The 25,659-nt window shown below is 70.7% G+C and carries 20 protein-coding genes; 7 read left to right on the plus strand and 13 right to left on the minus strand.

What is annotated here, in order from left to right:
• Positions 1-67 precede the first annotated feature (67 nt).
• Positions 68-814: an oxygen-binding di-iron domain-containing protein gene (locus tag R4I43_RS11480; protein WP_324265561.1), complete on the plus strand. Its 747-nt coding sequence runs from the start codon at positions 68-70 to the stop codon at positions 812-814.
• A 91-nt stretch (positions 815-905) separates the two neighbouring features.
• Positions 906-1,928, plus strand: a complete 1,023-nt coding sequence (locus R4I43_RS11485; protein WP_324265562.1) for an acyl-CoA dehydrogenase family protein — start codon at positions 906-908, stop codon at positions 1,926-1,928.
• Here R4I43_RS11485 and R4I43_RS11490 read toward each other — a convergent pair.
• Positions 1,903-3,501: a FadD3 family acyl-CoA ligase gene (locus R4I43_RS11490; protein WP_324265563.1), complete on the minus strand. Its 1,599-nt coding sequence runs from the start codon at positions 3,499-3,501 to the stop codon at positions 1,903-1,905. The two genes, R4I43_RS11485 and R4I43_RS11490, sit on opposite strands and share 26 nt — an antisense overlap.
• Positions 3,502-3,889: 388 nt before the next feature.
• Between R4I43_RS11490 and R4I43_RS11495 the strand changes: the two genes are divergently transcribed.
• Positions 3,890-4,690, plus strand: a complete 801-nt coding sequence (locus R4I43_RS11495) for an MFS transporter (RefSeq protein ID WP_324265564.1) — start codon at positions 3,890-3,892, stop codon at positions 4,688-4,690.
• Positions 4,687-5,163, plus strand: a complete 477-nt coding sequence (locus R4I43_RS11500) for an MFS transporter (RefSeq protein WP_324265565.1) — start codon at positions 4,687-4,689, stop codon at positions 5,161-5,163. Before R4I43_RS11495 ends, R4I43_RS11500 begins: the two co-directional genes overlap by 4 nt.
• A gap of 16 nt (positions 5,164-5,179) precedes the next feature.
• On the opposite strand, the gene R4I43_RS11505 is transcribed toward R4I43_RS11500, so the two are convergent.
• The 3 genes from R4I43_RS11505 to R4I43_RS11515 form a co-directional block, all read right to left on the minus strand.
• The gene (locus tag R4I43_RS11505) at positions 5,180-5,356 is read right to left on the minus strand and encodes a hypothetical protein (RefSeq protein ID WP_324265566.1); all 177 of its coding nucleotides are present in this window, start codon (positions 5,354-5,356) and stop codon (positions 5,180-5,182) included.
• 239 nt (positions 5,357-5,595) lie between these two features.
• On the minus strand, positions 5,596-6,204 hold the full coding sequence (locus R4I43_RS11510; protein ID WP_324265567.1) for an Rv1733c family protein: 609 nt from the start codon (positions 6,202-6,204) through the stop codon (positions 5,596-5,598).
• A 227-nt stretch (positions 6,205-6,431) separates the two neighbouring features.
• A complete protein-coding gene (locus R4I43_RS11515) occupies positions 6,432-8,036 on the minus strand; it encodes a GTPase-associated protein 1-related protein (protein ID WP_324265568.1) in 1,605 nt (534 codons plus the stop codon).
• Between the two features lie 129 nt (positions 8,037-8,165).
• Between R4I43_RS11515 and R4I43_RS11520 the strand changes: the two genes are divergently transcribed.
• Positions 8,166-8,789, plus strand: a complete 624-nt coding sequence (locus tag R4I43_RS11520) for a maleylpyruvate isomerase N-terminal domain-containing protein (RefSeq protein ID WP_324265569.1) — start codon at positions 8,166-8,168, stop codon at positions 8,787-8,789.
• A 1-nt stretch (position 8,790) separates the two neighbouring features.
• Here R4I43_RS11520 and R4I43_RS11525 read toward each other — a convergent pair whose 3' ends face one another.
• The 9 genes from R4I43_RS11525 to R4I43_RS11565 all read right to left on the minus strand — a co-directional run bounded on the left by R4I43_RS11525 (position 8,791) and on the right by R4I43_RS11565 (position 23,959).
• Positions 8,791-9,729, minus strand: a complete 939-nt coding sequence (locus R4I43_RS11525; RefSeq protein ID WP_324265570.1) for a heme o synthase — start codon at positions 9,727-9,729, stop codon at positions 8,791-8,793.
• Positions 9,726-10,115, minus strand: coding sequence for a DUF3817 domain-containing protein (locus R4I43_RS11530; protein WP_324265571.1), 390 nt, complete (start codon positions 10,113-10,115; stop codon positions 9,726-9,728). The genes R4I43_RS11525 and R4I43_RS11530 overlap by 4 nt, the downstream gene beginning before the upstream one ends.
• Before the next feature lie 197 nt (positions 10,116-10,312).
• On the minus strand, positions 10,313-11,356 hold the full coding sequence (locus tag R4I43_RS11535) for an LLM class flavin-dependent oxidoreductase (RefSeq protein ID WP_407691227.1): 1,044 nt from the start codon (positions 11,354-11,356) through the stop codon (positions 10,313-10,315).
• Between the two features lie 153 nt (positions 11,357-11,509).
• On the minus strand, positions 11,510-12,814 hold the full coding sequence (locus R4I43_RS11540; RefSeq protein ID WP_324265572.1) for a lysine N(6)-hydroxylase/L-ornithine N(5)-oxygenase family protein: 1,305 nt from the start codon (positions 12,812-12,814) through the stop codon (positions 11,510-11,512).
• 90 nt (positions 12,815-12,904) lie between these two features.
• Positions 12,905-13,732 carry a siderophore-interacting protein gene (locus tag R4I43_RS11545; protein WP_324265573.1) on the minus strand — a complete coding sequence of 276 codons (828 nt, stop codon included), beginning with the start codon at positions 13,730-13,732 and terminating at the stop codon, positions 12,905-12,907.
• 98 nt (positions 13,733-13,830) lie between these two features.
• The gene (locus R4I43_RS11550; protein ID WP_324265574.1) at positions 13,831-15,216 is read right to left on the minus strand and encodes a DHA2 family efflux MFS transporter permease subunit; all 1,386 of its coding nucleotides are present in this window, start codon (positions 15,214-15,216) and stop codon (positions 13,831-13,833) included.
• Complete coding sequence (locus tag R4I43_RS11555; RefSeq protein WP_125088916.1) at positions 15,216-15,404, minus strand: MbtH family protein; 189 nt, start codon at positions 15,402-15,404, stop codon at positions 15,216-15,218. The genes R4I43_RS11550 and R4I43_RS11555 overlap by 1 nt, the downstream gene beginning before the upstream one ends.
• Positions 15,405-15,485: 81 nt before the next feature.
• Positions 15,486-22,514, minus strand: coding sequence for a non-ribosomal peptide synthetase (locus R4I43_RS11560; RefSeq protein ID WP_324265575.1), 7,029 nt, complete (start codon positions 22,512-22,514; stop codon positions 15,486-15,488).
• 92 nt (positions 22,515-22,606) lie between these two features.
• On the minus strand, positions 22,607-23,959 hold the full coding sequence (locus tag R4I43_RS11565; protein ID WP_324265576.1) for a GNAT family N-acetyltransferase: 1,353 nt from the start codon (positions 23,957-23,959) through the stop codon (positions 22,607-22,609).
• Positions 23,960-24,263: 304 nt separating this feature from the next.
• Between R4I43_RS11565 and R4I43_RS11570 the strand changes: the two genes are divergently transcribed.
• Both R4I43_RS11570 and R4I43_RS11575 read left to right on the plus strand, forming a co-directional pair.
• Complete coding sequence (locus R4I43_RS11570; RefSeq protein ID WP_324265577.1) at positions 24,264-25,205, plus strand: hypothetical protein; 942 nt, start codon at positions 24,264-24,266, stop codon at positions 25,203-25,205.
• 14 nt (positions 25,206-25,219) lie between these two features.
• On the plus strand, positions 25,220-25,630 hold the full coding sequence (locus R4I43_RS11575; protein WP_324265578.1) for a hypothetical protein: 411 nt from the start codon (positions 25,220-25,222) through the stop codon (positions 25,628-25,630).
• The last annotated feature ends 29 nt before the right edge of the window (positions 25,631-25,659 follow it).

Raw genomic sequence — 25,659 nt, forward strand, 5'->3', positions numbered from 1 at the left:
GTTGTCAGGGGTGGGGCGCACACTGGGACGCGATCGAATCCAGTGCCGGACGTTTGGGGGACGACCGATGCCGACGGAGACCACCGAGATCGCCGACGGGGTGTTCCGGATTTCGACCTACGTCGAGCCGCCCGGCCTCGTCTTCAACCAGTTCCTGCTGACCGCGGAGGAACCGCTGCTGTTCCACACCGGGATGCGCGGCTTGTTCCCGGACGTCTCGGCGGCGGTGCAGAGCATCGTGCCGTTGCCCCGGCTGCGGTGGATCACCTTCGGGCACCTCGAAGCCGACGAGTGCGGGTCGATGAACGAGTGGCTGCAGGCCGCACCGTCGTCGCAGATCGCGCACGGTGTTCTCGGCTGCCGCTTGTCGATCAACGACATGGCCGACCGGCCGCCGCGACAACTCGCCGACGGCGAGGTCGTGGACCTCGGCGGCAAGCGCGTCCGGCGCATCGAGACGCCGCACGTCCCCCACGGGTGGGACGCCGGTCTGCTGTTCGAGGAGGCGACCGGCACTCTGCTGTGCGGCGACCTCTTCGCCACGTTCGGCCGGACTTCCTCGCTCACCGACGCCGACATCGTCGGGCCCGCGCTGAGCACCGAGGACAACTTCGGCGCCACCTGCCTCACCCCGTCCACGGCCCCGACCATCCGCGGCCTCGCGAACCTGCGTCCCACCACGCTCGGCCTCATGCACGGCCCCGCCCACACCGGCGATTGCGAACGGGCCCTGCACGACCTCGCGGACGCCTTCGACGAACGCCTGAGAACGGCGGGAGTCCGCATGGCCGAACCACGCCTCCCAGGCGAGTGATCACCACCGCTCCTCCGCTCGAACCGCAGGTCAGCGCCAGTTGATCACGCCCCTGGCGTGCTGGTTCCGGACTCTGGGGGAAACTGGGGGGATGAGCCAGGAGTCGCCCGCGTTGCAGGAGGCTCGGCGCATCGCCGAGGACGTGCTCTTCCCCGCCGCGCTGGAGGTCGACGCCGCTGAGCGGGTTCCGGAGAGCCACCTGGACCTGCTCGCCGAGAACGGCTTCTACGGGCTCGCGGCGCCGCAGGACATGGCCACGCTCGACGTGGGCGATTTCCCGTCGGTGCTGCGGCTCATCGAGGCCCTCGCGAGCGGCTGCCTGACCACCACGTTCGTGTGGATCCAGCACCACGGCGTGCTCAGCGCCGCCGACAACACCAAGAACCGCAACCTGCGCGAGAACTACCTCTCCGACCTGGTCCAGGGCAAACGCCGGGGCGGGATCGCGCTGGGTTCGGCGCTGCAGACCGGACCGCCGCCGCTGCGGGCCGAACCGGTCGTCGGCGGCTACCTGCTGGAAGGGGTCGCGCCCTGGTTCACCGGCTGGGGCATGGTCGACTCGCTGCTGGTCGCCGGTCGCACCTCCGACGACGCGCTGGTCTTCGCGATGCTCGACGTCGTGGAGAACGACACGCTGCACGCCGATCCGCTGGACCTGATGGCCGTGCGGGCCAGCGGCACCGTGACGCTGCGGTTCAACCGGCACTTCGTGCCGCGCGACCGGATCGCCTCGACCGTGCCGCGGTCCGACTACCTCAAGGGCGATTCCGGTTCGGTGCGGTTCAACGGCAGCCTCGCGCTCGGCGTCGCCGGTCGGGCGATCTCACTGCTCGGCGACGACGCGGGCGGGCTGCCCGGCGAGCTGGACGCGGCGCGGTCGAGGCTGGTCACCGCCCCCGACCAGGAGCTCTCCGAAGTGCGGGCGCAGGCCTCCGAGCTGGCGACGCGGGCAGCCTCGGCCGCTGCGGTGCACCACGGCAGCCGGTCGGTGGTACCGGGCAACCACGCGCAGCGACTGGTCCGCGAGGCCGCGTTCCTGCTGGTGTTCGGCTCGCGGCCGTCGATCAAGTCCGCGCTGCTGGACCGGCTCACCGATCCGCGAGGACGCGCTTGAGGATCTTCCCCGAGGCATTGCGGGGAAGTTCGCCGACGAACTCCACCGTGCGCGGCAGCTTGAAGTTGGCCAGCCGCTGCTTGCAGAACGCCAGCACCTCCTCCTCGGTGAGCGAGTCGTCGCCGACCACGTAGGCCTTGCCGACCTCGCCGAGGCGCTCGTGCGGGACCCCGATCACGGCGACGTCCCGCACCCCGTCCAGGTAGGCCAGCGCCTGCTCCACCTCGGCCGGGTAGACGTTGAAACCACCGCAGACGTACATGTCCTTGAGGCGGTCGGTGATGCGCAGGTAGCCGTCGTCGTCCAGGACGCCGATGTCACCGGTGTGCAGGCGCCCCTCGGAGTCGATGGCGTGCGCGGTGGCGTTCAGGTCGTCGAGGTAGCCGCGCATCACGTTCGGACCGCGCAGCACCACTTCACCCGCTTGACCAGCAGGCATCTCCTCGCCGTCGGCGTCGACCACGGCCACCTCGAAGCCCGCGGCCGCCCGGCCGCAGGTGTGGGCGACGGTTTCGGCGTCGTCCCCGGGCCGGCACATGGTGGCCACGACCGCCTCGGTGAGGCCGTAGGCGGTGAGGACGGTGTCGAAGCCCAGGTTGGAGCGCATGCGCTCGACCAGCGCGACCGGGACGGTGGCCGCGCCGGTGACCGCCAGCCGCAGGCCCGGCAGCTCCCGGCCACCGCGTTCCAGGGCGTGCAGCAGGGTCTGGAAGATCGTGGGCGCGGCGGCCAGGATCGAGATCCGCTCGGTGTCGATGACGTCGAGCATCGAGGCCGCGTCGAAGACGGCCTGCGGAAGCATCGCGGTGCCGGTCAGCAGGCACACCAGGATCCCGGCCTTGTAGCCGAAGCTGTGCGAGAACGGGTTGACCAGCAGGTACCGGTCGCCCTTGCGGACCTTGCCGCACTCGGCCCACGCCGCGGCGACGCCGAGCGTCTGGCGGTGCAGCGACATCACGCCCTTGGCGCGGCCGGTGGTGCCGGAGGTGAACAGCACGTCGGCGAGGTCGTCGGCGGTGACGGCATCGGCGCGGCGCTCGACCTCGGAGGCGGGCACCTTCGCGGCGAGGTCGCCGATCTCGTCCCAGTCGTGCACGCCGGGCCCGGCAGGTGCCGCGGTGCCGACCGGGACGCGCAGGACCGCGCGCAGTTCCGGGAGCCCGGCGACGACCTCGCCCGGCCCATCGCCCGCGGCCTCGCGGATGTCCGCGAGCCGGTCCACGCCGAGGAACTCGTCCGCGACCACGAGGGCGCGGGCCTTGCTGCGGTGCAGCAGTTCGGCGGATTCCACACCGGTGAAGCGGGTGTTGACCGGCACCAGGGTGGCGCCCGCGTAGGAGGCGCCGAGGGCGGCCAGCACCCAGTGGTGGGTGTTCGGCGAGTTCAGGGCCACCCGGTCACCGGGCCGGACGCCGACCGCGACGAACACCCGCGCGAGTTCCCGGACCCGCTCGGCGAGCTGCCCGAAGGTCATCCTGACCGGGCCGTCCACCAGCGCTTCGACCTCGCCGAACCGTTCCGCCGCACCGCGAACCGCGGCCGGAATCGACTCCACGCCCTGCGCACGAGCCATCTCGTCCTCCCGGGTCTGACACCGACGTCGCGAACCCGGGCGCAGCTTACCCAAGCAAGCACCCGCTTGGTACCCCTCGCCACCGGCCACCCCGTCGCCCTCGCGATCGGGGGAACCGGGAGGGCCGTTCGGCGGCTGGCGGGCACGGGGTGATCACGAAGCGGCGACGCCGCAAGCGGGAGCTTCCACGTCCGGTTCCCCTGTGGCACGATTGCCACCACTTGCCCGGACATGGCGGTTGCGGGCACCCCTCGCCAGTCGTGTGCGGCGCGAAAGTCCTTGCCCGCATTGATTTTTCACGCCCCGGTGCGTCGAGGAGAGACGATGAGCAGCGCCGCCATCGGCACTGGACGAATACCCGCCCACCAAACCCGGGGACCTGCGCCGCGTGGTCACCTCGTCCGTGGTCGGCACGGCCCTGGAGTGGTACGACTTCTTCATCTACGGCTTCGCCGTCACGCTGGTGTTCAACAAGCTGTTCTTCCCCACCAGCGACCCGGCGGTGGGCACGATCGCGGGCTTCGCGACCTTCGGCGTCGGCTTCGCCATCCGGCCGCTGGGCGGTTTCCTGTTCGGCCACCTCGGCGACCGCGTCGGCCGCCGGGCCACCCTCGTGCTGACGACACTGGTCATGGGCGTCTCGACCGGCTTGATCGGCCTGCTCCCGACGTACGAGGCGATCGGCGTGTGGGCGCCGGTCCTGCTGACGCTGCTGCGGGTCTGCCAGGGCCTGGGCGCGGGTGCGGAGTTCGGCGGCGCTTCGACGCTGCTGTGCGAGCACGCCCCACCGGCCCGGCGCGGTTACCTGAGCTCCTACGCCCAGACCGGTGTCCAGATCGGGCTCCTGCTCGGCACCGTGACGTTCCTGCTGGTGGAGAGCCTGGGCAGCGAGGCCGTGCAGGCGTGGGCCTGGCGAGTGCCGTTCCTGCTGAGCTTCGTGATGATCGCGGTGTCGCTGTACGTGCGGCTGCGAGTGGCCGAATCGCCGGTGTTCGAGCGGATGACGGCCAACCGCCGCACCATCAAGCTGCCGATGCTCGAAGCGATGCGCCGCTACCCGCGCAACTTCCTGATCGGCATCGGCGCGCACATCTGCGACACCGCCGTGGTCTACATCTACGCGACCTTCAGCGTCGCCTACGTCCAGGAAACCCTCGGCCTACCGCGCTGGGTCGGGCTGACCGCGTGATCACCTCGACGTTCGTGGTGATCGTGCTGCAGCCGGTCTACGGCGCACTGTCGGACCGCGTCGGCCGCAAACCGCTGAACCTGTTCAGCGTGATCTTCACCGGGCTGTTCGCGTTCCCGTTCTTCGCCCTGCTCGACACCGAGCAGCCGCTGCTGATCTGGCTGGCGCTGGTGATCGCCGCGGGCCTGGGGCTGGCGCCGATGATCGCGGTGCAGCCGGCGTTCTACGCCGAGCTGTTCGGCGCTCGCGTGCGCTACACCGGGTTCGCCTCGTCGCGCGAGAACGGGTCCGCGCTGGGCGGGTTCTCCCCATTGGTGGCCTCCGCGCTGGTCATCCAGGGCGGAGGAACCGGTTGGCTGGTGGCGGTGTGGATGATCTTCACCGCGCTCGTCTCGCTGGCGGCCTTCGCGCTCTCCCGCGAGACCAGGAGCATGGACATCGCAGCACCCGACACCGACTACACCCAGCGGTGAGTCCGGCGCGATCCGGTCAGCTGGCCACCGCGGCCGACTCCTCGTCGCCCTCCGCCGCCTCGGTCAGCTCCGAGACGAACGACGGGACCGGCGAGAACTGCCACGTGGTGTCGGCCGGGTCGCACAGCTCGTTGGCCAGCTCCTCGTAGATCGGCACGCTCTCGGCCGCCTCGGTCGTCTGCTTCTCCCCCATTGCCGCATCCCCTCATGATCGTCAGCGGGCGAGCTTCCTCGTCCCTGCGATGACGTGCCCGCCTCGGCACCGACGGGCTCGTCAACGGCGTTGCTCCGCTGTGGAGATCCACGCGGGTACCCAAACACAGCGGCACGTCCCACTGACAAGTTCGGAGGCAACATTTAACCCGACCGGGTGAAAGACGCCTACACCGGTGTCGCACCTCGATAACGGTGCCGCCACGAGGGGTCAAGTCATCAGCGCTGTGACCAGGTGCCACCGCCCTGCACGTAGTCCCACTCGCGGGCCCAGGCCTGCATGCCGATCCGGCGGGCACCCGCCTGGACCGCGCTGATCAGCGTGAAGCTGCCGATCTCCAGCACCACCAGCAGCAACAGCGCGGCGAACACCGCCGATGCGGCGACCGAGCGGGAGTCGGGCGGCGGCGGGACGCGGTTGCCCTGCTGGTCGATCCACACCGGCACCGTGTCGCCGACCTGCGCCGACGAGGGCACCTGCACGCGGGATCGCTGCTCGTGAAGGCCGTTGCGCCACTCGACGACCGCCGTGGAGCTGACCGAGTCCTGGCTGTAGACCTCGGAGACCGGGATGCTCAGCGAGGGCGTCGTGGCGACCACCGCGTTCACCGGACGGCTCGACGCGGCCGCGTGCTCGGCCCGCTCGGAGAGGTCCCGGTGCATGGACTCGGCGAACAGGCCGGACACCGGAATCGCGATCATCGCGGCCATCAGCAGCAGTAACGTGAGCCCGGCAGCAACCCGATCTATCGGTCTGCGCAACGGGTTCCGCCCGATGCTCAGCGCGTTGACCAGCCATGCCGCGTGCGCTTTGAGCGCCGCCCCCATGTGCGAACCTCCCGTGGATTCCTTTCGACGGGGACACCGGCCGTGAGGTCGCGGTGGCCCTGCGCATTGACTACCCACGGGAGTATCCCGCGCGAAACATCGATCGTTATCGCACCGTGACCAGTCATACACTATTGATGCGCTGAATGTCGGTTATTGATCCCGAGAGTCACGCTTTCGGCCCTGCCGTAACACCTTCCGGTGAGCTGCTGAACGTGTTCAGGCACTCAGCGGCGCCGCTGCCACCACTTGCGGGCGCGGTCCGGTTCGGCCGGGGTGGTGACGATCTCCTGCAGCCACTCGTGCCACGCAGCCGCGTGATCAGCGGCCGAGGCGCGCAGCAGCTTGCTGATCCGCCGGTGGTCGGCGCGACGCCCGGCGCGCACCCAGCGTTCCAGCTCCCGGTCGAAGGCGGAGCGCACCTCGGTGGTGGCGGTGTCGGACCAGGCCAGCACGAAGGCCAGGACCACGGCGCGGTCCCGGCGGGCCTCCTCGGCCCGCTCGTCGTTCCACACCGCGGGCAGCTCGCGCACCAGAAGCCGCTGCAAGGTCTGCCCGGCCGAGCCGATGGCGCGCACCGCCGCACGCGGTTCGGCGGGCAGCAGCGCGCCCACGACCTCGGGCAGCCGCGCCCGCAGCACCTGCTCGGACACGCCCTCCAGCGATTCGGTCTCGGCAGCCCGGCAGAACGCGGCCGTCCAGGACCGGACCCGGGCGTCGGCGGCCCAGAGCTCCCGCTGCTCACCGCCGAGGTGGTGGCCCAGCATCCGCAGCAGGTCGAGGTGACGACCGGTGACCTTGGACCTGCTCAGCACCGCGAACGCGCGCTGCGCGATCGACTCGGAGACGGCGGTGGCGGGCAGCGCGCCGATCAGCCGGTGCAACTCGTCCACAGTGGGAGGCGCGGCGCCGAACAGCGCGGCCAGCACGGCTTCCGGGGTGTCGGGGAGATCGGGGTCGCGCAACCGCTCGGCGAACCGGTCGACGGTCTCGCGGCGGGTGCCGCCCTTGGCCCGCACCGCCGCTGAGATGACGGCGGCGTCCAGCGGCTCGAACGGATCGGTGGCGATGTGCCGGAGCAGCGGCCACCAGTGCTCGTTGACGGCGGTGAGCACCAGGTCGGAGTGCTGCAGCCGCTCCACCAGCGCGTCCCGCAGCAGCACGACGAGCTCGTCGGCGCACGGCCACAGCGCGGGGTCCAGCGAGGCTTGCGGGTGCGATGCCCACCAGCTCACGAACCGCTCGGCGGCGAACCGGTTCGCCGGCAGGTCCACGTCGAACCGGGTGGCGGTGCGCAACAGCAGGTCCACGCGTTCCGGATCGACCTCGGCGGCGGCCTCGGCGAGCAGCGACCGGGCCTCCTCCGCCTCGTCCTCGCCCCAGGGGAGCGAGCTCAGCGGAGCCGGATCGGGCAGCTGCTCCCCTGCCGCGATGTCGGCGATCTCGCGGCGCAGCAGCGCTATCCGGGCGCGGCCTGCGTGCTCGGCGGCCAGTTCGGACAGCACCTCGCGCGGCGGGTCGGCGGCGAGCACCGCCGATAACACCGGGCCGCGCACGTCGGCGGGCGCGCAGCGCAGCCAGGCCGCGATCAGCGCGCAGTCCTCGGTGGCCAGCGACTCGCCCAGCACGATCACGCCCGCGGCCAGCCGGTCGGCGGGGCCCGCGTGCTCCTCACCGCGGGCGCGGGCGAACTCGTCGGCCAGCTCGATGGAGTCGACGACCTCCACCGAGTCCGGTGTCAGGACGCGCGGCACCCAACGCCTGGCCGCCGAGGCGGCGAGCGGCTCGCCGGTACTCGGTGGCTCCGGCTCGGCCGGAATCCCTCCGCTCATCGCACGCTCCCGTTCAGCTGACGATCAACACCGGGACACCCGGAAAGATTATCCGCGCCACCCGACATCTCGTGAGTGAATGGGTACCGCAGGCCGAAAAGAAGAGTCCTTCCAGCCGATGGGAGAAGCATGATCATCGACGCCCTGGACCAGACGTGGCAGGCGTGGGCACGGCTCGGCGAGGAGCTGAGCGACGAGCAGTGGGCACGCCCGACCAGGCTGCCGAGCTGGACCGTCAAGGACGTCTACACCCACGTCAGCCCGTTCCCGTCGGCGACCAAGGCCGGCATCGAGGCCACCTCGCCCGACGCACCGGTCAGCCACGACGACGCCGCAGGCCTGCTGGCGTTCATGCAGCGTCCCGGCGGGATCGCCGATCAGAGCGCTGAGCTGCTCAAGGAGTCGGCGACCGCCCGCTCGCAGTCCGCGCCCGCCCGCGAGTTGGTCGCGCAGTTCTCCACCCTCGCCCCGCAGGCCATCGCGGAGCTGCGCGAAGCGGACCTGGAGCGCACGGTGCACTACGGCGGGTTCGCGGTGGTCCCAGCGCGCGAGGCGCTGCGGATCTTCGTGATGGAGGGCGTCGTGCACTACTTCGACATCGCCGCAGCGCTGGAGCGCGAGATGCCCGGCCCGATGGCCGGTGAGGCGCTGAAGGTGACGGTCGACCTGCTCGCCGAGACCGCCGACCCGGTCGCCTTCATCGACGCGGCGACCGGGCGCACCGACACCGCGGTGCTGCCGGTGATGCGCTGAGTCAGCCGATCACCGGGGTGAGCGCGGCGTCCACGGCGATCGCCACGAACACCAGCGTCAGGTACGAGTTCGACAGGTGGAACAGCTTCATCGGGTTCAGCGCCAGGCCCTTGCGGGCGTCGTTGTGCAGGCGTTGCGCGACCACCAGGAAGATCACGCCCGACACCCCGGCGAGCGCGATGTAGACCCAGCTGGTGACCGGGAACAGCAGCAGCGTGCAGCCGACGGTGGCCCAGCTGTAGGCGAGGATGCGTGCCGAGACCTGCTTGGTGGTGGCCACCACCGGCAGCATCGGCACGCCCGCGCGGGCGTAGTCGTCCTTGTACTTCATCGCCAGCGACCAGAAGTGCGGCGGCGTCCACAGGAACACCACGCCGAACATCACGATCGCCGGCCACTCGACCTTGCCGGTCACCGCTGCCCAGCCGACCACGACGGGCATGCAGCCCGCAGCACCGCCCCAGACGATGTTCTGCGAGGTGCGGCGCTTGAGCACCAGCGTGTAGACGAAGACGTAGAACAGGATCGCGGCCGTCGACAGCGACGCGGCCAGCAGGTTCGCCCCGAGCCACAGCACCAGGAACGACACGACGCCCAGCGCGATGCCGAAGATCAGCGCGCTGCGGCGCGGCACCTCGTAGCGCACCAGCGGGCGCTTCTTGGTGCGGTCCATGACGGCGTCGATGTCGGAGTCCGCGACGCAGTTGAGCGCGTTGGCGCTCCCGGCGGACATCGCGCCGCCGAGCAGCGTCACGACCACCAGCCACGGCGAAGGGATGCCGCGCTGGGCGAGGAACATCGCGGGAATGGTCGTGACCAGCAGCAGCTCGATCACGCGCGGCTTGGTCAGCGCGAAGTAGGCGCCGACCACCGTGCGGCGACGAACCGGCTTCTCCGGTGCGGGCTGCGACTGGTCCACGGACTCGGGAATGGCTGTCATGAGGCGGTTTTTTCCTCCGCGGTCTGCGGCTGCACGATCGGCTTGCCCGCCATCCGCAGCTCGTGCCAGTGCACGACCTTGCGCTCGGCGAAGAACGCGCCGAACGGGATGGTCCCGGCCAGCAGCACCAGCAGCATCCGCCCCACCGGGACGCGCAGCTGCGTCGTGGCCACCACCGCGACCAGCAGGTACACCATGTAGAGCCAGCCGTGCGCGATGCCGATCGTGGTCACCCACGTCGTGCCGGTCTGCTGCGTCGCCGAGCCCTCCGGCCACAGGCCGAGGAAGTGGCCGTACTTGAGCACCATCGCGGCGCACAGCAGGATCAGGAGCACGGCCGTGACGTACGCCATGATCCGGTAGAAGATCAGCACACCAGGCTTCACGCCAATCCCTCAATCCCGCGTCGTGCCCAACACCGGGCACCTAGCAACACCGGTGTCAATAGACCGTACGACACGTGCAACCCGCGCTCGCTCGCGACCTCGACCTAGAGTGGCGAGCCACACTCCGGGGGCGAGGACCTCGCTGTTCGCCAGGGCGAATCCTGCGGTTCTCCCCCTCGAAGGGGGGACCGGACGGATCAGATCATCCGGTAGGACTTCGCGATCAGCTCGAAGGAGCGCAGCTTGGTGGCCGCGTCCGGGAGGTTCGCGGTGAGCATGAGCTCGTCGGCGCCGGTGCGCTCGCGCAGCTCCTCCAGGCCCGCGCGGACGGCGTCCGGCGTGCCGTAGACGGCGTCGGCCAGCCAGTGGTCGACGAACGCCTGGTCCAGCTCGGTGTAGGGATACTCGCGCGCCTGCTGCCGGGTGGGCAGCTTGCCGGGCACGCCCTGGCGCAGCTTGAGCATGCTCAGCGCGATCGGCCGGACGATGTCCAGCGCCTCCTCCTCGGTGTCGGCGGCCACGGCCTGCACGCCGATCATCGAGTAGGGCTCGTCGAGCACCTCGGAGGGCTGGAAGGACTCGCGGTAGAGCTCCAGGGCGGGCAGCGTGTTCTGCGCGCTGAAGTGGTGGGCGAAGGCGAACGGCAGTCCCAGCGACCCGGCCAGCTGCGCGCTGAACCCGCTGGAGCCCAGCAGCCACACGGGAGGCAGCGGGCCGTGCGGGACGGACTGGACCTCGGCGTAGGGGTGGTCCAGCGGGAAGTCGTCGTCGAGGAAGGCGATCAGCTCGCCGAGCTGCTGCGGGAAGTCCTCGGCTGACAGCGCGCCGTCGGTGCGGCGCAGCGCCCGCGCGGTGGCCTGGTCGGTGCCCGGCGCGCGACCGACGCCGAGGTCGATCCGGCCCGGGTGCAGCGCCTGCAGCGTGCCGAACTGCTCGGCCACCACCAGCGGAGCGTGGTTGGGCAGCATCACGCCGCCGGAACCCAGCCGCAGCGTGCGCGTGTGCGCGGCCAGGTGCGCGATCACCACCGCCGGCGAGGAGCTGGCGATGCCCGGCATGCCGTGGTGCTCGGCGACCCACATCCGGTGGAACCCGAGCTCCTCCACCCGCCTGGCCAGCGCAGTCGTCGCCGCCAGCGCGTCCGAAGGCGAGTCCTCCATCCCCACGGTCGCCAGGTCCAGCACCGACAGAGGTACCGACGCCTCCCCCTTGGCCGAACCCCGGACCTGATCTCCACTCACGCGCGCGTTCATCACGCCGTACAACCACGACACCCGCGACCTTGTTCCCGATCCCCGCGCGTGACCAGGGCCATTCCAATTTCGCGCGAAATTCGAGCCCCGAAGTTCGGACTCGAATTTCGCGCGAAATTCGAATTGCGCAAGTCCGGGAGGTCAGTTGCGGGAGAGGGCGTAGTCGCGGGTGGGGGTTTTGCGGCGGGTGAGGAGGGAGTCGCGGATCTCGCCCGCGCGGACCGCGCCGTTGGACAGCAGCGACGAGGTGATGCCGTGCGTGTGCTCGGTGCCGCCCTGCAGGTAGATAGCGCCGGGCAGCTCGCCGGTGGTGCGCACCCGGTAGTCGCGCTCGACCTGCAGCGAGCCCTGCTCGTCCCACTCGCAGTGCCGGGCCATCTCGCCCAGCAGCGTGTACGGGTCGCGCGGGCGGCAGCCGGTGGCGTAGACGAGCAGGTCGGCGTCGAGGACGCTGCGCTCGCCGGTGGGCTGGAACTCGACGGTGACCTTCGCCCCGTCCGGCCGGGTGTCGACGTCGACCAGGCGGCTGGCGTTGAGGATCCGCAGCCGCTCCGCCCCTCGCACCTTCTCCTGGTAGGCGCGGGCGTAGAGCTCCTCGATCAGCTCCAGGTCGACCACCGAGTAGTTGGTGTTGCGGTGGTAGTCCATGAGCTTCGCGCGGACCTCGGGCGAGGAGGCGTAGAAGTCGTCGACGGCCTGCGGGTCGAAGATCCGGTTGGCGAAGGGGCTGTCGTCGGCCGGGCTGTAGCCGTAGCGGCCGAACACCGCGCACACCTCGGCGTCGGAGAAGGTGCGGTGCAGGTAGTCGGTGACCTCGGCGGCCGACTGGCCCGCGCCGACGACCAGGCAGCGCTTCGGCTCCTCGGTCAGCTCCTGGACCCGGTGCATCAGGTCGAGGTTGTGCCAGACGCGCTCACCGAGCTCGGCGCCCTCCGGCACCGAGGCCTCCAGCCCGACGGCCATGACGATGTTGCGCGCCTTGTGCACGGCCAGCTGCCCGCCGTGCCGGACGACGACCTCGTAGTGCTCCTCGACGGGGTGCACCTCCACGACCTCGGAGTCGTAGCGGACCACGTCCTCGAGCCGGCCCGCCGCCCACTCCAGGTAGTCGTGGTACTCGACCCGGGTGGGGAACATCGTCTTGTGGTTGATGAAGTCGGCCAGCCTGCCCTTGTCGTGCAGGTAGGACAGGAAGGAGAAGTCGCTGGCCGGGTTGCGCATGGTGACCAGGTCCTTGAGGTAGGACACCTGCATGGTGGTGCCTTCGATCAGCATGCCCCGGTGCCATCCGAAGGACGCCTGGCGTTCGAAGAAGACCGCGTCCACCGGGTCGTTCCCGTCGTTCCGGTTGTGCTCCTCCAGCGCGATCGCCAGCGCCAGGTTGGAGGGCCCGAACCCGATCCCCAGCACGTCGTGGACTTTCTCTTGGTTCAGCGCCGCAGACACGTCGTCCCCTCGGTTCGCCGGAGCCCGACTCGCGGGCGAGTGAGATCACCGGCGAAACCGTGGGGTCAGGCCGGGAATTCGCCGCGTCGGTCAGTCCCGATCGTGATTGTGCTTGTCGTGGTATTCCGTTTCGGCCATGCCGTACTTCCAGTAGCCGATGGCCAGCACGGACTGGGCGTCCATGCCCCGCTCGTCGCGCAGGTGCCGCCGGATGCCGCGCACGACGCCGGACTCCCCCGCCACCCAGGCGGAGACGTCGACGTCGGCGGGCACGTCCAGCTCCTGCACGGCGTTGATCAGTTGCCGCGAGAGCCCCGCTGAGACGCCTTCGCGGTGCATCCAGGTCCACCGCAGGTCCGGCGGGCACTGCACGTGCTGCCGGTCGGCGGCGGTGTCGACCTCGACGAGCACGTGGCCGCGCGCGGTGGGCGGCAGCTCCTCGACGATGCTGGAGATCGCGGGCAGCGCGGTCTCGTCGCCGACCAGCAGGTACCAGTCGGCGGCCCGGCAGGTCCTGCCACCGGGTCCCATCACGCCGAGGCGGTCCCCGGGCCGGGCGTTGCGGGCCCAGTTGGAGGCCACCCCGTGCTCGCCGTGCATGACGAAGTCGATGTCGAGTTCGCCGCGCGACTCGTCGTAGCGGCGAACGGTGTAGGTGCGCATGGTCGGCCGGACTTCGGGCTCCGGCCAGCGGTACCGGCCGGTCTCGGGGTCCAGCTGCGGGAGGACCGGGCGCTCCTGGCCCTGGCGCGGCACGAAGACCTTGATGTTGGGGCCGGTGTGCTGGTCGAGGAAGCCTTCCAGCTCCTCGCCGCCGAGGGTGACCCGCCGCATCGACGGGCTCAGCTCAGCGGTGCGCAACACCTCGAGGTCGCGTGCCGGGGGCCGGTTGCGCCGGAGTCGATCCGCAGTTCCCATCGACCGTGCGTTCCTTTCCGCTCCACCAACGATCACTCAGTTAAGGCTAGCCTAACCATAGATCGGAAGATTGTCTTCCCCTCGGTGGCTCAGATCTCTCAGCGCCCGGCCGAGACCGGTTCTCGTTGCGGCGTCACGACTTCCGTGACCCGCAGTGCCAGGAGAACACCGATGATCGCGAAACCGGCGCAGGTCAACATCGCCAGATGGTATGAACCCAGCCCCGGTCCGGCGGCGGCCAGAACGCTGGCCGTGATGGCCACGCCGAGCGCCGAAGCCACCTGCCGCTGCACGTTGAACAGCGTCGACGCGCCACCGGTGGCGGCCTTGTCGATGGTGGTGAAGGCGACGACCTGCAGTTCGGCCGTGGCTGCCCCGACGAAGAAGCCGGAGGCCAGCTGGACGAGCGCGGCCATCCACGCGTCGTGCGGCCCGATGACGTTCATCAGCGCGAACGACACCGCCGCGCCGAGCATCGCCACCGCGATCAGCGGTCTCGGCCCGAACCTGCGGTGCGCCCAGGCGACCAGCTGCGAGGCGATCATCAGACCCACCGCCTTCGGCAGCGTCACCAGTCCCGTCTCCCACGCCGAGGCGCCGAGTTCCACCTGGTACATCAGCGTGAACCCGTAGAGCGTGCCGAGGAATCCGACCAGGCAGGTGAACAGGATCAAGCTCGCCCGGCGGAAGTGGTCGTCGGCGAACAACCGCAGGTCCAGCATCGGGTGCTCGGTGCGCAGCTGGGACCGCACCAGCAGCCCCAGCAGCACGAGCCCGGCAGCACCGGCCGCCCAGCTCAGCGTCGCCGACGCCCCGCTGGCGATCCCCTCCAAGCTGAACACCACCAGCCCGAGACCCGGTGCGGCCAAGGCGAATCCGCGCAGGTCGAAGCGCTTGTCCGGCGCTTCCACGTGTTCCTGCAGCAGCAGCGCGCCGAAGACGAGCGCGGCGATGCCCACCGGCAGGTTGACGAAGAATCCCCAGCGCCAGGTCAGGTGCTCGACGAAGAACCCGCCCAGCACCGGTCCCAGCGCGGGCGCCACCGCCGTGGGTAGCAGCAGGACCCGCGACAGCCGGATCCGCTCGGCGGGCGGGTAGGCGCGGAACAGCAGGGTCAGCGCGACCGGGCTCATCATTCCGCCACCGGCGCCCTGCAGGATCCGGGCCAGCGTCAGCTGCGTCAGGTCGCCCGAGATCCCGCACAGCGCGGAGGCGAGCACGAAAACCCCGAAGGCGGCCAGGAAGACCCGTTTCGTGCCGTAGCGGTCGCCGAGCCAGCCCGACACCGGGATGCACACCGCGAGGCTGACCAGGTAGCCGACGTTGACCGACGACGCCGAGCTCGCCGACACCGAGAAGTCCTCGACCAGCGCGGGCAGCGCCACGTTGACGATGGTGGCGTCCATGCCGTTCATGAACATCGCCGCGACGTAGCAGACGCACACGGCGACCTGCGGGTTCACCCGCCGCAACGCGGTGGCCATCAGCGGGCCGGCCGCATGTCGGTCCAGTGGACCTCGATGTGGTCGACGCAGGACTGCCGATCGGCGGGGCCGTGCGCGACGGTCCACCCGGCGGGCACCTCGATCGCGGCCGGCCACAGCGAGTACTGGTCCTGATCGTTGATCAAGGCGTAGTACTGCGCGTCCGGATCCTCGAACGGGTTCGTCATCCTCTTGCTCCTCCTCGCGTTCACCCTCGAGCCGACATCTCCGAACACCTCCCGGCGAGCCCCGCCGGGAGGAATTCCGGATCACTCGTCGGTTTCGTCGAGCGCTTGCTGCACGACTGCTGCGATCTCGGCCAGCGGCTCGGGCTGGGTCATGTCCTTGTGCTCGCAGGCGATGTCGTGGTCGATCACGTTCCCCGCCACGTACGGCTGCCACATCGCGCTGGTCAGCGACTCCTTCGCCGGGTTCACGGTGGCGTTGAAGAACAGCACGTCACCGCGGAACTCGTCGTGGTCTGCGGTGTTCTCCAGGACCGCGCAGTTGGCGAAGTTGTCGATGATGGCGGTGACGCTGTGCTCCTCCAGGTTCGCCAGGGCGCTTCCCTCGGCCGACAGGACCTCCAGCACGTAGTCCCTGGTCAGCGGGCCTTGGCGGAGTTGGGACAGGTCGTAGCCGGCCATGTAGAGCAGGGCCTGCAGCGCCTCCTCCTCGGTGGGCAGCACGTCCCAGACGTCCTTGGGGTAGGAGTCGAGCATGCACAGGAAGCGCACCTCCTCCCCCTGGGCCTGCAGCTGGGTGCCCATCTCGTGGGCGACCACGCCGCCGAAGGACCAGCCGAGGAAGTAGTACGGCCCGTGCGGCTGCACCGCCCGGATGTGCTCCAGGTACTCGGCGGCCATCTCGGCGAGGCTGCCGGCCACCGGCGCCGGTTCGGCCAGACCGCGGGACTGAACGCCGTAGATCGGCCGCTCGTCGTCGATGAGCTTGAGCAGCCCGGAGAACGGCCAGGCCAGCCCCGCCGCCGGGTGCACGCAGAACAGCGGTGGCTTGCTGCCGGTGGTGCGCAGCGGCAGCAGGATCTCCAGCGCGTCCCGGCCACCGCCGGTATGGATGCGCTCGGCGAGCCCGGCGACGCTGGGCGCGGCGAACAGGCTGCCGACGTTGACCTTGATGCCCAGCGCGTCGCGGATCCGGCCGATGAGCTTGGCCGCGAGCAGCGAGTGCCCGCCCAGGTCGAAGAACCCGTCGTGCACGCCGACCCGGGGCAGCCCCAGGACTTCGGCGAACAGTCCGCACAGGATCTCCTCGGTGGGGTTGCGCGGCATGTCGTTGCCGACGGTCTCGGCGAGGTCGGGCGCGGGCAGCGCGTGCCGGTCGAGCTTGCCGTTGGGCAGCAATGGCAGCGCGTCGACGAACACCACGGCCGCCGGGACCATGTAATCGGGCAGCTCCTCGCCGACATGACGACGCAGCGCGGCGGCGTCGGAATCGCCCACGACGTAGGCGACGAGCCGCTTGTCGCCCGGGGTGTCCTCGCGGACCACGGCCGCGACCTGCGAGACGTCCTCGTGCTGGGTCAGCACCGCTTCGACCTCGCCGAGCTCGATGCGGAAACCGCGGATCTTGACCTGGTCGTCGGCGCGGCCGGCGAAGTCCAGCGTCCCGTCCGCGCGCCAGCGCACCAGGTCACCGGTGCGGTACATGCGGGCGCCCGGCTCGCCGAAGGGGTCGGCGACGAAGCGCTCCGCGGTCAGCCCGGCCCGGTTGAGGTAGCCGCGGGCGAGCCCGAGCCCGGAGACGTAGAGCTCGCCGACGACACCGGGCGGGCACGGCTGCAGCCGCTCGTCGAGCACGTACACGCGGGCGCCCGGGTCGGGCACGCCGATCGGCACCGAGCTCGACACCGCGTCCGGATCGCAGTCCCACAGCGTGGTGTTGACGGTGGCCTCGGTCGGCCCGTAGCAGTTGAGCATCGTGCGGTCCCGGCCCCAGCGCTGCACCAGGTCGGAGGGCACCTTCTCGGCGCCGCACAGCAGCGTGGCGTTCTCCGGCAGCGAGACCTCGGGCGGGAACATGCCCATCATCGACGGCCCGATCGCCAGGTGCGTGATCTCGTGGCGCCGCACGTGCTCGGCCAGCGCCTCACCGGGAACGCGCAGGTCGGAGGGCACGACGACGAGCGTTCCGCCGCTGAGCAGACCCATGCAGATCTCCCAGAACGCCACGTCGAAGCTCGGCGAGGCGAACTGCAGCACCCGGCTGTCCGGGGTGACGCCGACGCGGCGGGTCTGGGTGGCCAGCAGCTTGCCGATGCCGCGGTGCGCGACGACGACGCCCTTGGGCGTGCCGGTGGACCCGGAGGTGTAGATGACGTAGGCGGCGTCGTCGAGATCCGGCTCGGGCAGCTCGAGGTCGCCGTCGGGCCGGTCGGCGTGGTGCACCAGCGTCGTCGGCAGGTCCGCGTCGAGGTCGTCGGTGAGCACCAGGCGCGGCCGGGCGTCCTCGACCATGTGCCGCAACCGCTCCGGCGGGTACTCGGGGTCGAGTGCGAGGTAGGCGGCACCGGCGTGCATCGCCGCGAGCAGGCCGATGATCAGATCGGCTGAGCGCGGCAGCATCACGCCGACGATGTCACCGGGTCCGGCGCCGCGTTCGACCAGCAGCTTCGCCTGCTCGGTGACGCGTTCGCGCAGCTGCCGGTAGGTGAGTTCGGTGCCCTCGAAGACCAGTGCCGGCTTGTCCGGGTTGGCCTCGGCGCGTTCGGCCAGGATCTGCGGGAAGGTGCCCGCCGGTCCGACGTCGCCGGTCGCGTCGCCCCAGGCCAGGACCTGCTTGCGGGTCTGGTCGCCGAGGACGTCCAGCCGCCCGATGGGCGTGTCCGGTGCGGCCACGGCGGATTCGAGCAGCATGACGAACCGGTCGACCAGCGATTCCACCGTCCGCTCGGCGAACAGGTCGGTGCTGTACTGCACCAGTCCGCGCACCTCGCCGTCGGCGTTCTCGTGGAGGCTGAAGGCGAGGTCGAACTTCGCCGCCCCCGCCGGGATCGTGTCCACAGTGGTCTCGATCCCGGGCAGGTCGGCACGCACCGATTCGGCGGCGCCCCAGTAGGCCAGCATGACCTGGAACAGCGGGTGCCGGGCCAGCGACCGCGCCGGGTTGAGCAGCTCGGCGAGCCGCTCGAACGGCAGCTCGGCGTTGTCGAAGGCCGCGAGGTCGGTCTGGCGCACCCGGTCCAGGAGCTCGGCGAACGTCGGCTCGCCGGAGGTGTCGGTGCGCAGCACCAGGCTGTTGACGAAGAACCCGACGAGGTCGTCGAGCCGGTGGTCACCGCGCCCGGCGACCGGTGAGCCGATCGGGATGTCGGTGCCCGCGCCCATCCTGGTCAGCAGCGCGGCGAGCGCGGTCTGCAGCACCATGAACGCGCTGGTCTGGTGCTCGGCGGCCAGGTCGCGGATCCGCCGGTGCAGCTCGGCGTCCAGGCCGAAGCGCACGGATTCACCGCGGTGGCTCGACACCGCCGGACGCGGGTGGTCGGTGGGCAGCTCCAGCTGGTCGGGAAGGCCGGCCAGCTGCTGCTTCCAGAACTCCAGCTGCTGCGCGGCCAGCCCGTCCGGGTCGTCCTCGTCGCCGAGCAGTTCGCGCTGCCAGAGCGCGTAGTCCACGTACTGCACCGGCAGCGGCTCCCACTCGGGGGCCCGCCCGTTCAGCCGGGCGGCGTAGGCGGTGGACAGGTCGCGCACCAGCGGGCGCACCGACCACTCGTCCCCGGCGACGTGGTGCAGCAGCACCAGCAGCGCGGTCCGCTCGCCGTCGCGGAACAGCTCGGTGCGGATCGGCGGTTCGGTCGCCAGGTCGAAACCCTCCCGCGCGGCCCCGGCCAGCGCGGTGTCCACATCGGACACGTGTCGGACCACCAGTTCCGGCGCCTGGTCCCCGATCTGCTGACGGGGTTCGCCGAGGGTGTCGGGGAACGTCGTGCGCAGGCTCTCGTGCCTGCCGACGACGTCGCCGATCGCGGCGCGCAGCGCGGCCACGTCGGGTTCTCCGGACATCCGCAGCACCAGCGGCATGTTGTAGGTGGCGCTCGCGCCTTCAAGCCGGTTGAGGAACCAGAGCCGCTGCTGGGCGAACGACAGCGGGACCTCCTCCGGCCGCTCCACCGGGCGCAGCTCGGGACGGCGGCCGCCGGAAACCTCCAGGCGCTCGGCCAGTTCCGCGACGGTCGGGTGGTCGAAGAGGGTCCGGATGCCCAGCTCGCCGCCGAGTTCGGCGCGCACCCGGGTCAGCAGCCGGGTCGCGAGCAGCGAATGCCCGCCCAGCTCGAAGAACCCGTCGTCGATGCCGACCTGCTCGACGCCGAGCACCTCGCCGAACAACCGGCACAGCGCGCGCTCGGCGTCGTTGCGCGGCTGCCTGCCGCCACCGGCGACTTCGGGCGCGGGAAGCGCCTTGGTGTCGAGCTTGCCGTTGGCGGTCAACGGGATCTCGTCGACCGCGACGAACGCGGCCGGAACCATGTAGGAGGGAAGCCGCTCGGACAGGTGGGCCCGCAACCGGGCGGGATCGGCGTCGCCGACGGTGTAGCCGACCAGCCGCTTGTCACCGGGGACGTCCTCGCGGACCGCGACCGCGGCCTGCCGCACGTGCGGGTGCGCGGCCAGGTTCGCCTCGATCTCGCCGAGCTCGATGCGGAAACCGCGCACCTTGACCTGCTGGTCGGCGCGGCCCATGAACTCGATCGAGCCGTCCTCGCGCCAGCGCCCCAGGTCGCCGGAGCGGTACATGCGGGTGCCGGGCGCGCCGAAGGGGTCGGCGACGAAGCGCTGCGCGGTGAGCCCGCGCCGTCCCAGGTACCCGCGCGCCAGGCCTTCGCCGGCCACGTACAGCTCACCGGTCACGCCGGGCGGAACCGGCTGCAGCTGCGAATCCAGCAGGTAGACCCGCAGATCCGGGATGCCGCGCCCGATGACGCTGCCGTCGCGGCGCGCCACCAGGTCGGCGTCGAGCTCCACGTAGGACACGTGCACGGTGGTCTCGGTGATCCCGTACATGTTGATCAGCTTCGGCGACTCGGGGTGCCGCTGGTACCAGTCGTCCAACCTGGACAGTTCCAGCGCCTCGCCGCCGAACACCACGCAGCGCAGCGCCAGATCCGCGCCCGGGTTCTCCCGTTCGGCCTGACTGAGCTGGTAGAACGCCGACGGCGTCTGGTTGAGCACGGTGACCCGCTCGCGTTCGAGCAGGTCCAGGAACTCCTTCGGCGAGCGGCTCACCTCGTGCGGCACCACGACGAGCCTGCCGCCGTGCAGCAGCGCTCCCCACAGCTCCCACACCGAGAAGTCGAAGGCGTAGGAGTGGAACAGCGTCCACACGTCCTCGCCGGTGAAGCCGAACCACGGCTCGGTGGCCGAGAACAGCCGCACCACGTTCTGGTGCGGGACGGCCACGCCCTTGGGCTGCCCGGTGGAACCCGAGGTGTAGATGACGTAGGCGGCGTGCTCGCTGGTCAGCGGCCCGCGTTCACCGGGCTTGGGGTTGCGCTGGGAGTGCCGGACGATCTCGGCGATCGCGGTCCCGTCGTCCAGCAGCACCCGCGTGATGCCCTCGGGCAGCCGGACGGCGTGCTCGCGATCGCTGATCAGCATGGACGGCTGCGCGTCGCCGACGATGTAGGCGATGCGCTCGGCCGGATGCCCGGGGTCCAGCGGCAGGTAGGCGGCCCCGGCCTTGAGCACGGCCAGCAGCGACACGACGAGCTCGGCGGAGCGCGGCAGTGCCAGCGCCACCAGCTGCTCCGGGCCGATGCCGTGGTCGATGAGGTGGTGCGCGAGCTGGTTGGCCCGCGCGTCCAGCTCGGAGTAGGTCAGCGACCCGCTCTCCGAGGTCAGCGCGATCGAGTCCGGCGTGCGCTGCGCCTGCTCCTCGAACAGCTGCGGCAGCGTGGCCGGCTCGGCCTCGGCGAAACCGGGCACCGGGGCGTTCCACTCGTCGAGGATCCGGGTGCGCTCGTCCTGGGTGAGCAGGTCGATCCTCCCGACCGGGGCGTCGGCACCGGATTCGGCGAAGGCGTCCAGGAACCGCAGGAAGCGCTCGCGGTGCGCGGTCAGGTCCTCGGCGTTGTAGCGGTCGGGGTTGGCGTCGAACTCGAACCGCAGTTCGTCGCCCTCGGTGCGGACCAGCACGCTGAGGTCGTCGACGGGCCCGGCGGCGACGTTGCGCACCCGCCCGGGCGCACCCGCGAAGTCGAGGTCGTAGTCGAAGGACTTGATGTTGATCATCGGCCCGAACAGCGCCCGGTCCGAGCCCAGCAGCATCAGGTCCCGGCGCAGCTGCTCGCTGCGGTAGCGCTGGTGCTTGCGCAGGTCCCGCACGGCCTTGGCGACCTGCGCGATCAGCTCGTCTCGGGTGGTGCCGGCCTCGACGTGCAGCCGCAGCGGCAGCACGTTGACGACCATGCCGGGCACGCGCAGCGCGACCGAACCCATCCGGCCCATCACCGGCAGGCCCAGCACCACGTCGTTCGCCCCGGTCATCCGGTGCAGGTAGGCGCCGAAGGCGGCGATGAGCGCGTCAGGCCAGATGGTGCGCGCCTGCTCGGCCGCCGAACCCAGTGCGTCGAGCGAGGCGGTGGCCCCGAGCTGGCGGTGGAAGGTGCGCGCGGTGGGCCGCGAGCGCTCGGTCAGCGTGACCACGTCGGGTTCGTCGGCGAAGCGCTCCCGCCAGTGGGCCGCGTCCTTCTCGGCCTTGGGCGAGGCGAGGTAGTTCCGCTCGTCCTGGATCAGCGCGTCCACGCCCGCGAACGGCGACTCGCCCGGGTCCTCACCGGCGGCGAGCGCGCTGTAGACCTCGGCGACCCGGCGGATGATGACCGAGAACCCGTAGCCGTCGATGGCCACGTGGTGGATGCGCTGGTACCACCACCAGCGCCGCTCCCCCAGCTTGCACAGCGCCGCGGTCCACAGCCTGCCGCCCTCGCCCTGCGAGCGGGTCAGGTCCACCGGCGCGTCCAGGTCGGCCCGGATCCACTCCTCGGCGCGGGCCTGCGGGTCGGCCTCGCCGGAGAAGTCCAGCACCGGCAGCTCGACGGCGTCGAGCTCGTCGATGACCTGCTGCGGGCCGTCGCCGTCGTCGACCACCCGCATCCGCAGCGTCTCGGCCTCCGCCACCACCGTGCGCAGGGCTTCCGCGAACAGCTCCGGGTCGACCGCCGCCTCGATCTCCACGCGCTCGGCGGTGTTGAAGATCGGGTTGTCCTGGTCGAGTTGTTGGGCGAACCAGATCCCCGCTTGCGCCGCGGACAACGGCAACTGGTCAGCTCGCGACGGCATTGCTCTCCCCACGATCAACAAGATAAGTAAGGCTTACCTTAGTTCAGATTCGATCGGGAGCACAACCGCACGCCGGACCGTCTGACGTGGGGCTACTCACCCGGACGTGCGAACACCATCAGCGCCGAGTTCTTGTTCGGCAAACCGACCTCGGCCGCCTGCGCGAAGCCCGCCTTGCCGAACGCGCCCACTGACGCTCCATTGTGGACATTCGGTTCGGCGACGACGTTGCGGCACGCCGGGTCGGCCGCCAGCAACCCCCGCGCGACCGCGCGGAGCAGCGCCGACCCCACGCCCTTGCCGATCGCGTCCGGCTCGCCGATGGCGATGTGCGCACCCAGGTCGTGCGGCGCGTGCGAGTAGCAGCGCGCCAGCTTGTCCCGCTGCACGCGGTAGAGCTCCAGGTAGCCGATGTCGCGGCCGTCGCGCGTGACGATGCACGGCACCGAGTGCTCCCCGTCCAGCTGCGCGGCGAGCTCGTCGTGCCACCGCTTGAGCGGCCAGTCCTGGTTCCAGTTGACCGCGACGTGCTCGCGGTTCATCCAGCGGTGCACCAGCTCCACGTCGGGACCGCCGTCCTCGCCGATGATCGCCACCGGCCGCAGCGACCAGCCCTCGCCCAGCTCCGGCAGCGGCACCCCCGGCACCTCGGCGGGCGGCTCGGCGCGCAGCGGGTTGCGGTGCTCGAAGCGAACCGGCCGCACCTTCACGGCGCCGGTCTCGTCCCGGTAGCGCAGCTGCGACCCGTTGAGCGCGGCGAGATCGGTCAGCGTCGGGCTGGTCAGCCAGTGCTCGATCAGGTCGGCGGTCTGCGGGTGCTCCTCGGCGATCCCGCCGAGCCGCTTGGCCAGCTCGGCCAGCAGGTACTCCTCGTGCACCACGCCGCGCCGGCCCAGCAAGCCGACGACCACCAGCACGCCCCGGCTCAGCAGCCGCGCGGTGAGCCCGGCTCGGTCCTCGCCGTCGAACTTCAGCACCTCCGGCAGCAGCCGCTCCTCGATGTGCCGGGTCAGCCAGCGCTGGGCCTCGGCGGCGTTGGACAGCGAGCGCCCGACGGCGACCAGGTCGTCCGGCAGCGGCAGCGGGTCGACCTCGCGGCGCGGCAACGCGGTCAGCAGCCAGTCGACGAGGGTCCCCGACTCCGGTGCGTTGATCGGCGCCTCCGCCCGGGAGCGCGCCCGCGCGTCGGCCGAGCAGGCGGCGGCCAGCAGCGCCGGGTCCGCCGACACCAGCGTCCGGCCCTCCTCATCGAGCACGCCGATCGAGCCGAACCCGTGCGCCCCCGTCGGCGAGTCGTAGACGACGTCCACGTGCAGCGACAACGATGCGATCGTCAACCGCAGCGGACCTTCGGCGACCGGCGTGTGGGTCTCGGCCAGCCAACGCCGCAACAACACCGAGGCCCGTTGGTGCTGTCGCCCGACCAGGTCGGCTCCGTGAGACACGCCGCGCTCCCCTCCAAGACCAACACCTTTGTAAGCGGAGCCTAACCTAATCATTTGGTCCACCGACAGGCCATCGCCCGGAGATCGGGACGCATCGGCGCCAACCAGCCGAAACCCCCACCGCCCTGCGCGTGCACAGTGGACAGATGCGTGTCAGCATCCTCGGACGCGGCAACTCGAAACAACCCGATTGATCAACACCTGATCCGGTGATGACCGTTGTGTCTCGCTGGGCGTTGCCCGAACATCCGCCCTACTCTCCGAATCACCGAATGGGCCTACCCTCCGGAGAGGAGATCACCCAATGGATGACGCCGACGCAGTCGTGCCGCTCCGGCCGGGTTTCGACATCCAGGTCCGCGGCTTCAGCCGAAACCAGGTCGTCGAGCACATCGAAGTGCTGGAGGACCAGTTGCGGATGGTCACCATCGACCGCAACGAAGCCGTCCGGCTCAACAACGACCTGCGCAAGCTCTGCGACGACAACCGCCGCAGCTTGGACCAGGCCGAACAGCGCCTCAAGAGCATCGAATCCTCCGACACCGGGCTGCCCGCCGCATCGCAGCGGGTGCAGAACATGCTCGCCATCGCCGAAGACGAGGTCCAGACCCTGCGCGATCAGGCGAAGCGGCAAGCCGAGATCATCCGCGGCACCGCCGAGACCGAGGCTCGCGCGCTGATCAGCGAGGCCGAGCAGGCCGCGTCCGAACTCCGCGACGAGTGCACCGAACTCGTCAACGACGTCGAGGCGCGGCGCACCAAGCTGCAGCGCGAGCACGAGCAGAAGCTCAGCGAGCAGCGCAGCCGCGAGTACCGGCTCCGGCAGGAGATCCGCAGCGAGTACAAGCGGGTCATCACCAGCGCGCAGGAGGAATCCGACGCGCTCATCGCCGAAACCCGCAGGCAGTGCGGCCAGTGGGACGCCGAGAGCGAGCAGCTGCGGCTGGAGGCGCTGGAGGAGATCCGCGTCGAGGGGCAGCGGCTGGAAGAACTGCGCGCCTCGGTGCTCGCGGCGATGGACAGCGTCAAGGGCGAGCTCGACCGGGCCACCGCCAACCTGCGCGCCAAGTCCGACACCGCGACCGCGGCCGAGACCGACGGTGGCCCGGTGGAGGCAGCCGACGAGCAGCGGTTGCACGAGGTCACGCTGCCCGAGCAGCGCGATGACGTGCAGACCTACACGATCCCCATCGAACCGCAGCACACCACCAACGGGGCGTCTGCTCCCGGTGCGCGGCAGAACTGACCCGGAGGCAGCAGGTGGAATTGCTGGTCCTGATGTTCGTGTGCGGCCTCGCGGTGGCGACGCTGGTGTTCTGGCCGCTGCTCAACCGCGCCAACCGCAAGGCGACCGAATCGCAGCAGGCGTCCTCGCGCGGCAGGCACGCGCTGGGCGCCGCCACGGCTCCGGCCGCCGGGTCCGAGAAGACCGAGTCCTCCGGCTCCGAGATCGCCTCGAAGCCGGAGGAGGAGAAGGAGAGCAGCCGCGGCGACGGCGAGGCCACTCAGCCGGTGAAGGTCGAGGTCACCGCGCCGCGTCCGCGCGAGCCGGAGCCGATGGAGATGCCGGAGCTGCCCACCGACATCTTCGAGGCCCGCTACCAGGCCAAGTTCAACCGCTCCAAGCGCCGCCTGGAGCGCATCCGCTCGGAGATCAGCAAGACCGGCTGAGCCGAGAACGCAGGCCCGTGCGGTGCGGT

The sequence above is a fragment of the Saccharopolyspora mangrovi genome (genome assembly GCF_035320975.1).
In the GTDB taxonomy this organism is placed as follows: domain Bacteria; phylum Actinomycetota; class Actinomycetes; order Mycobacteriales; family Pseudonocardiaceae; genus Saccharopolyspora; species Saccharopolyspora mangrovi.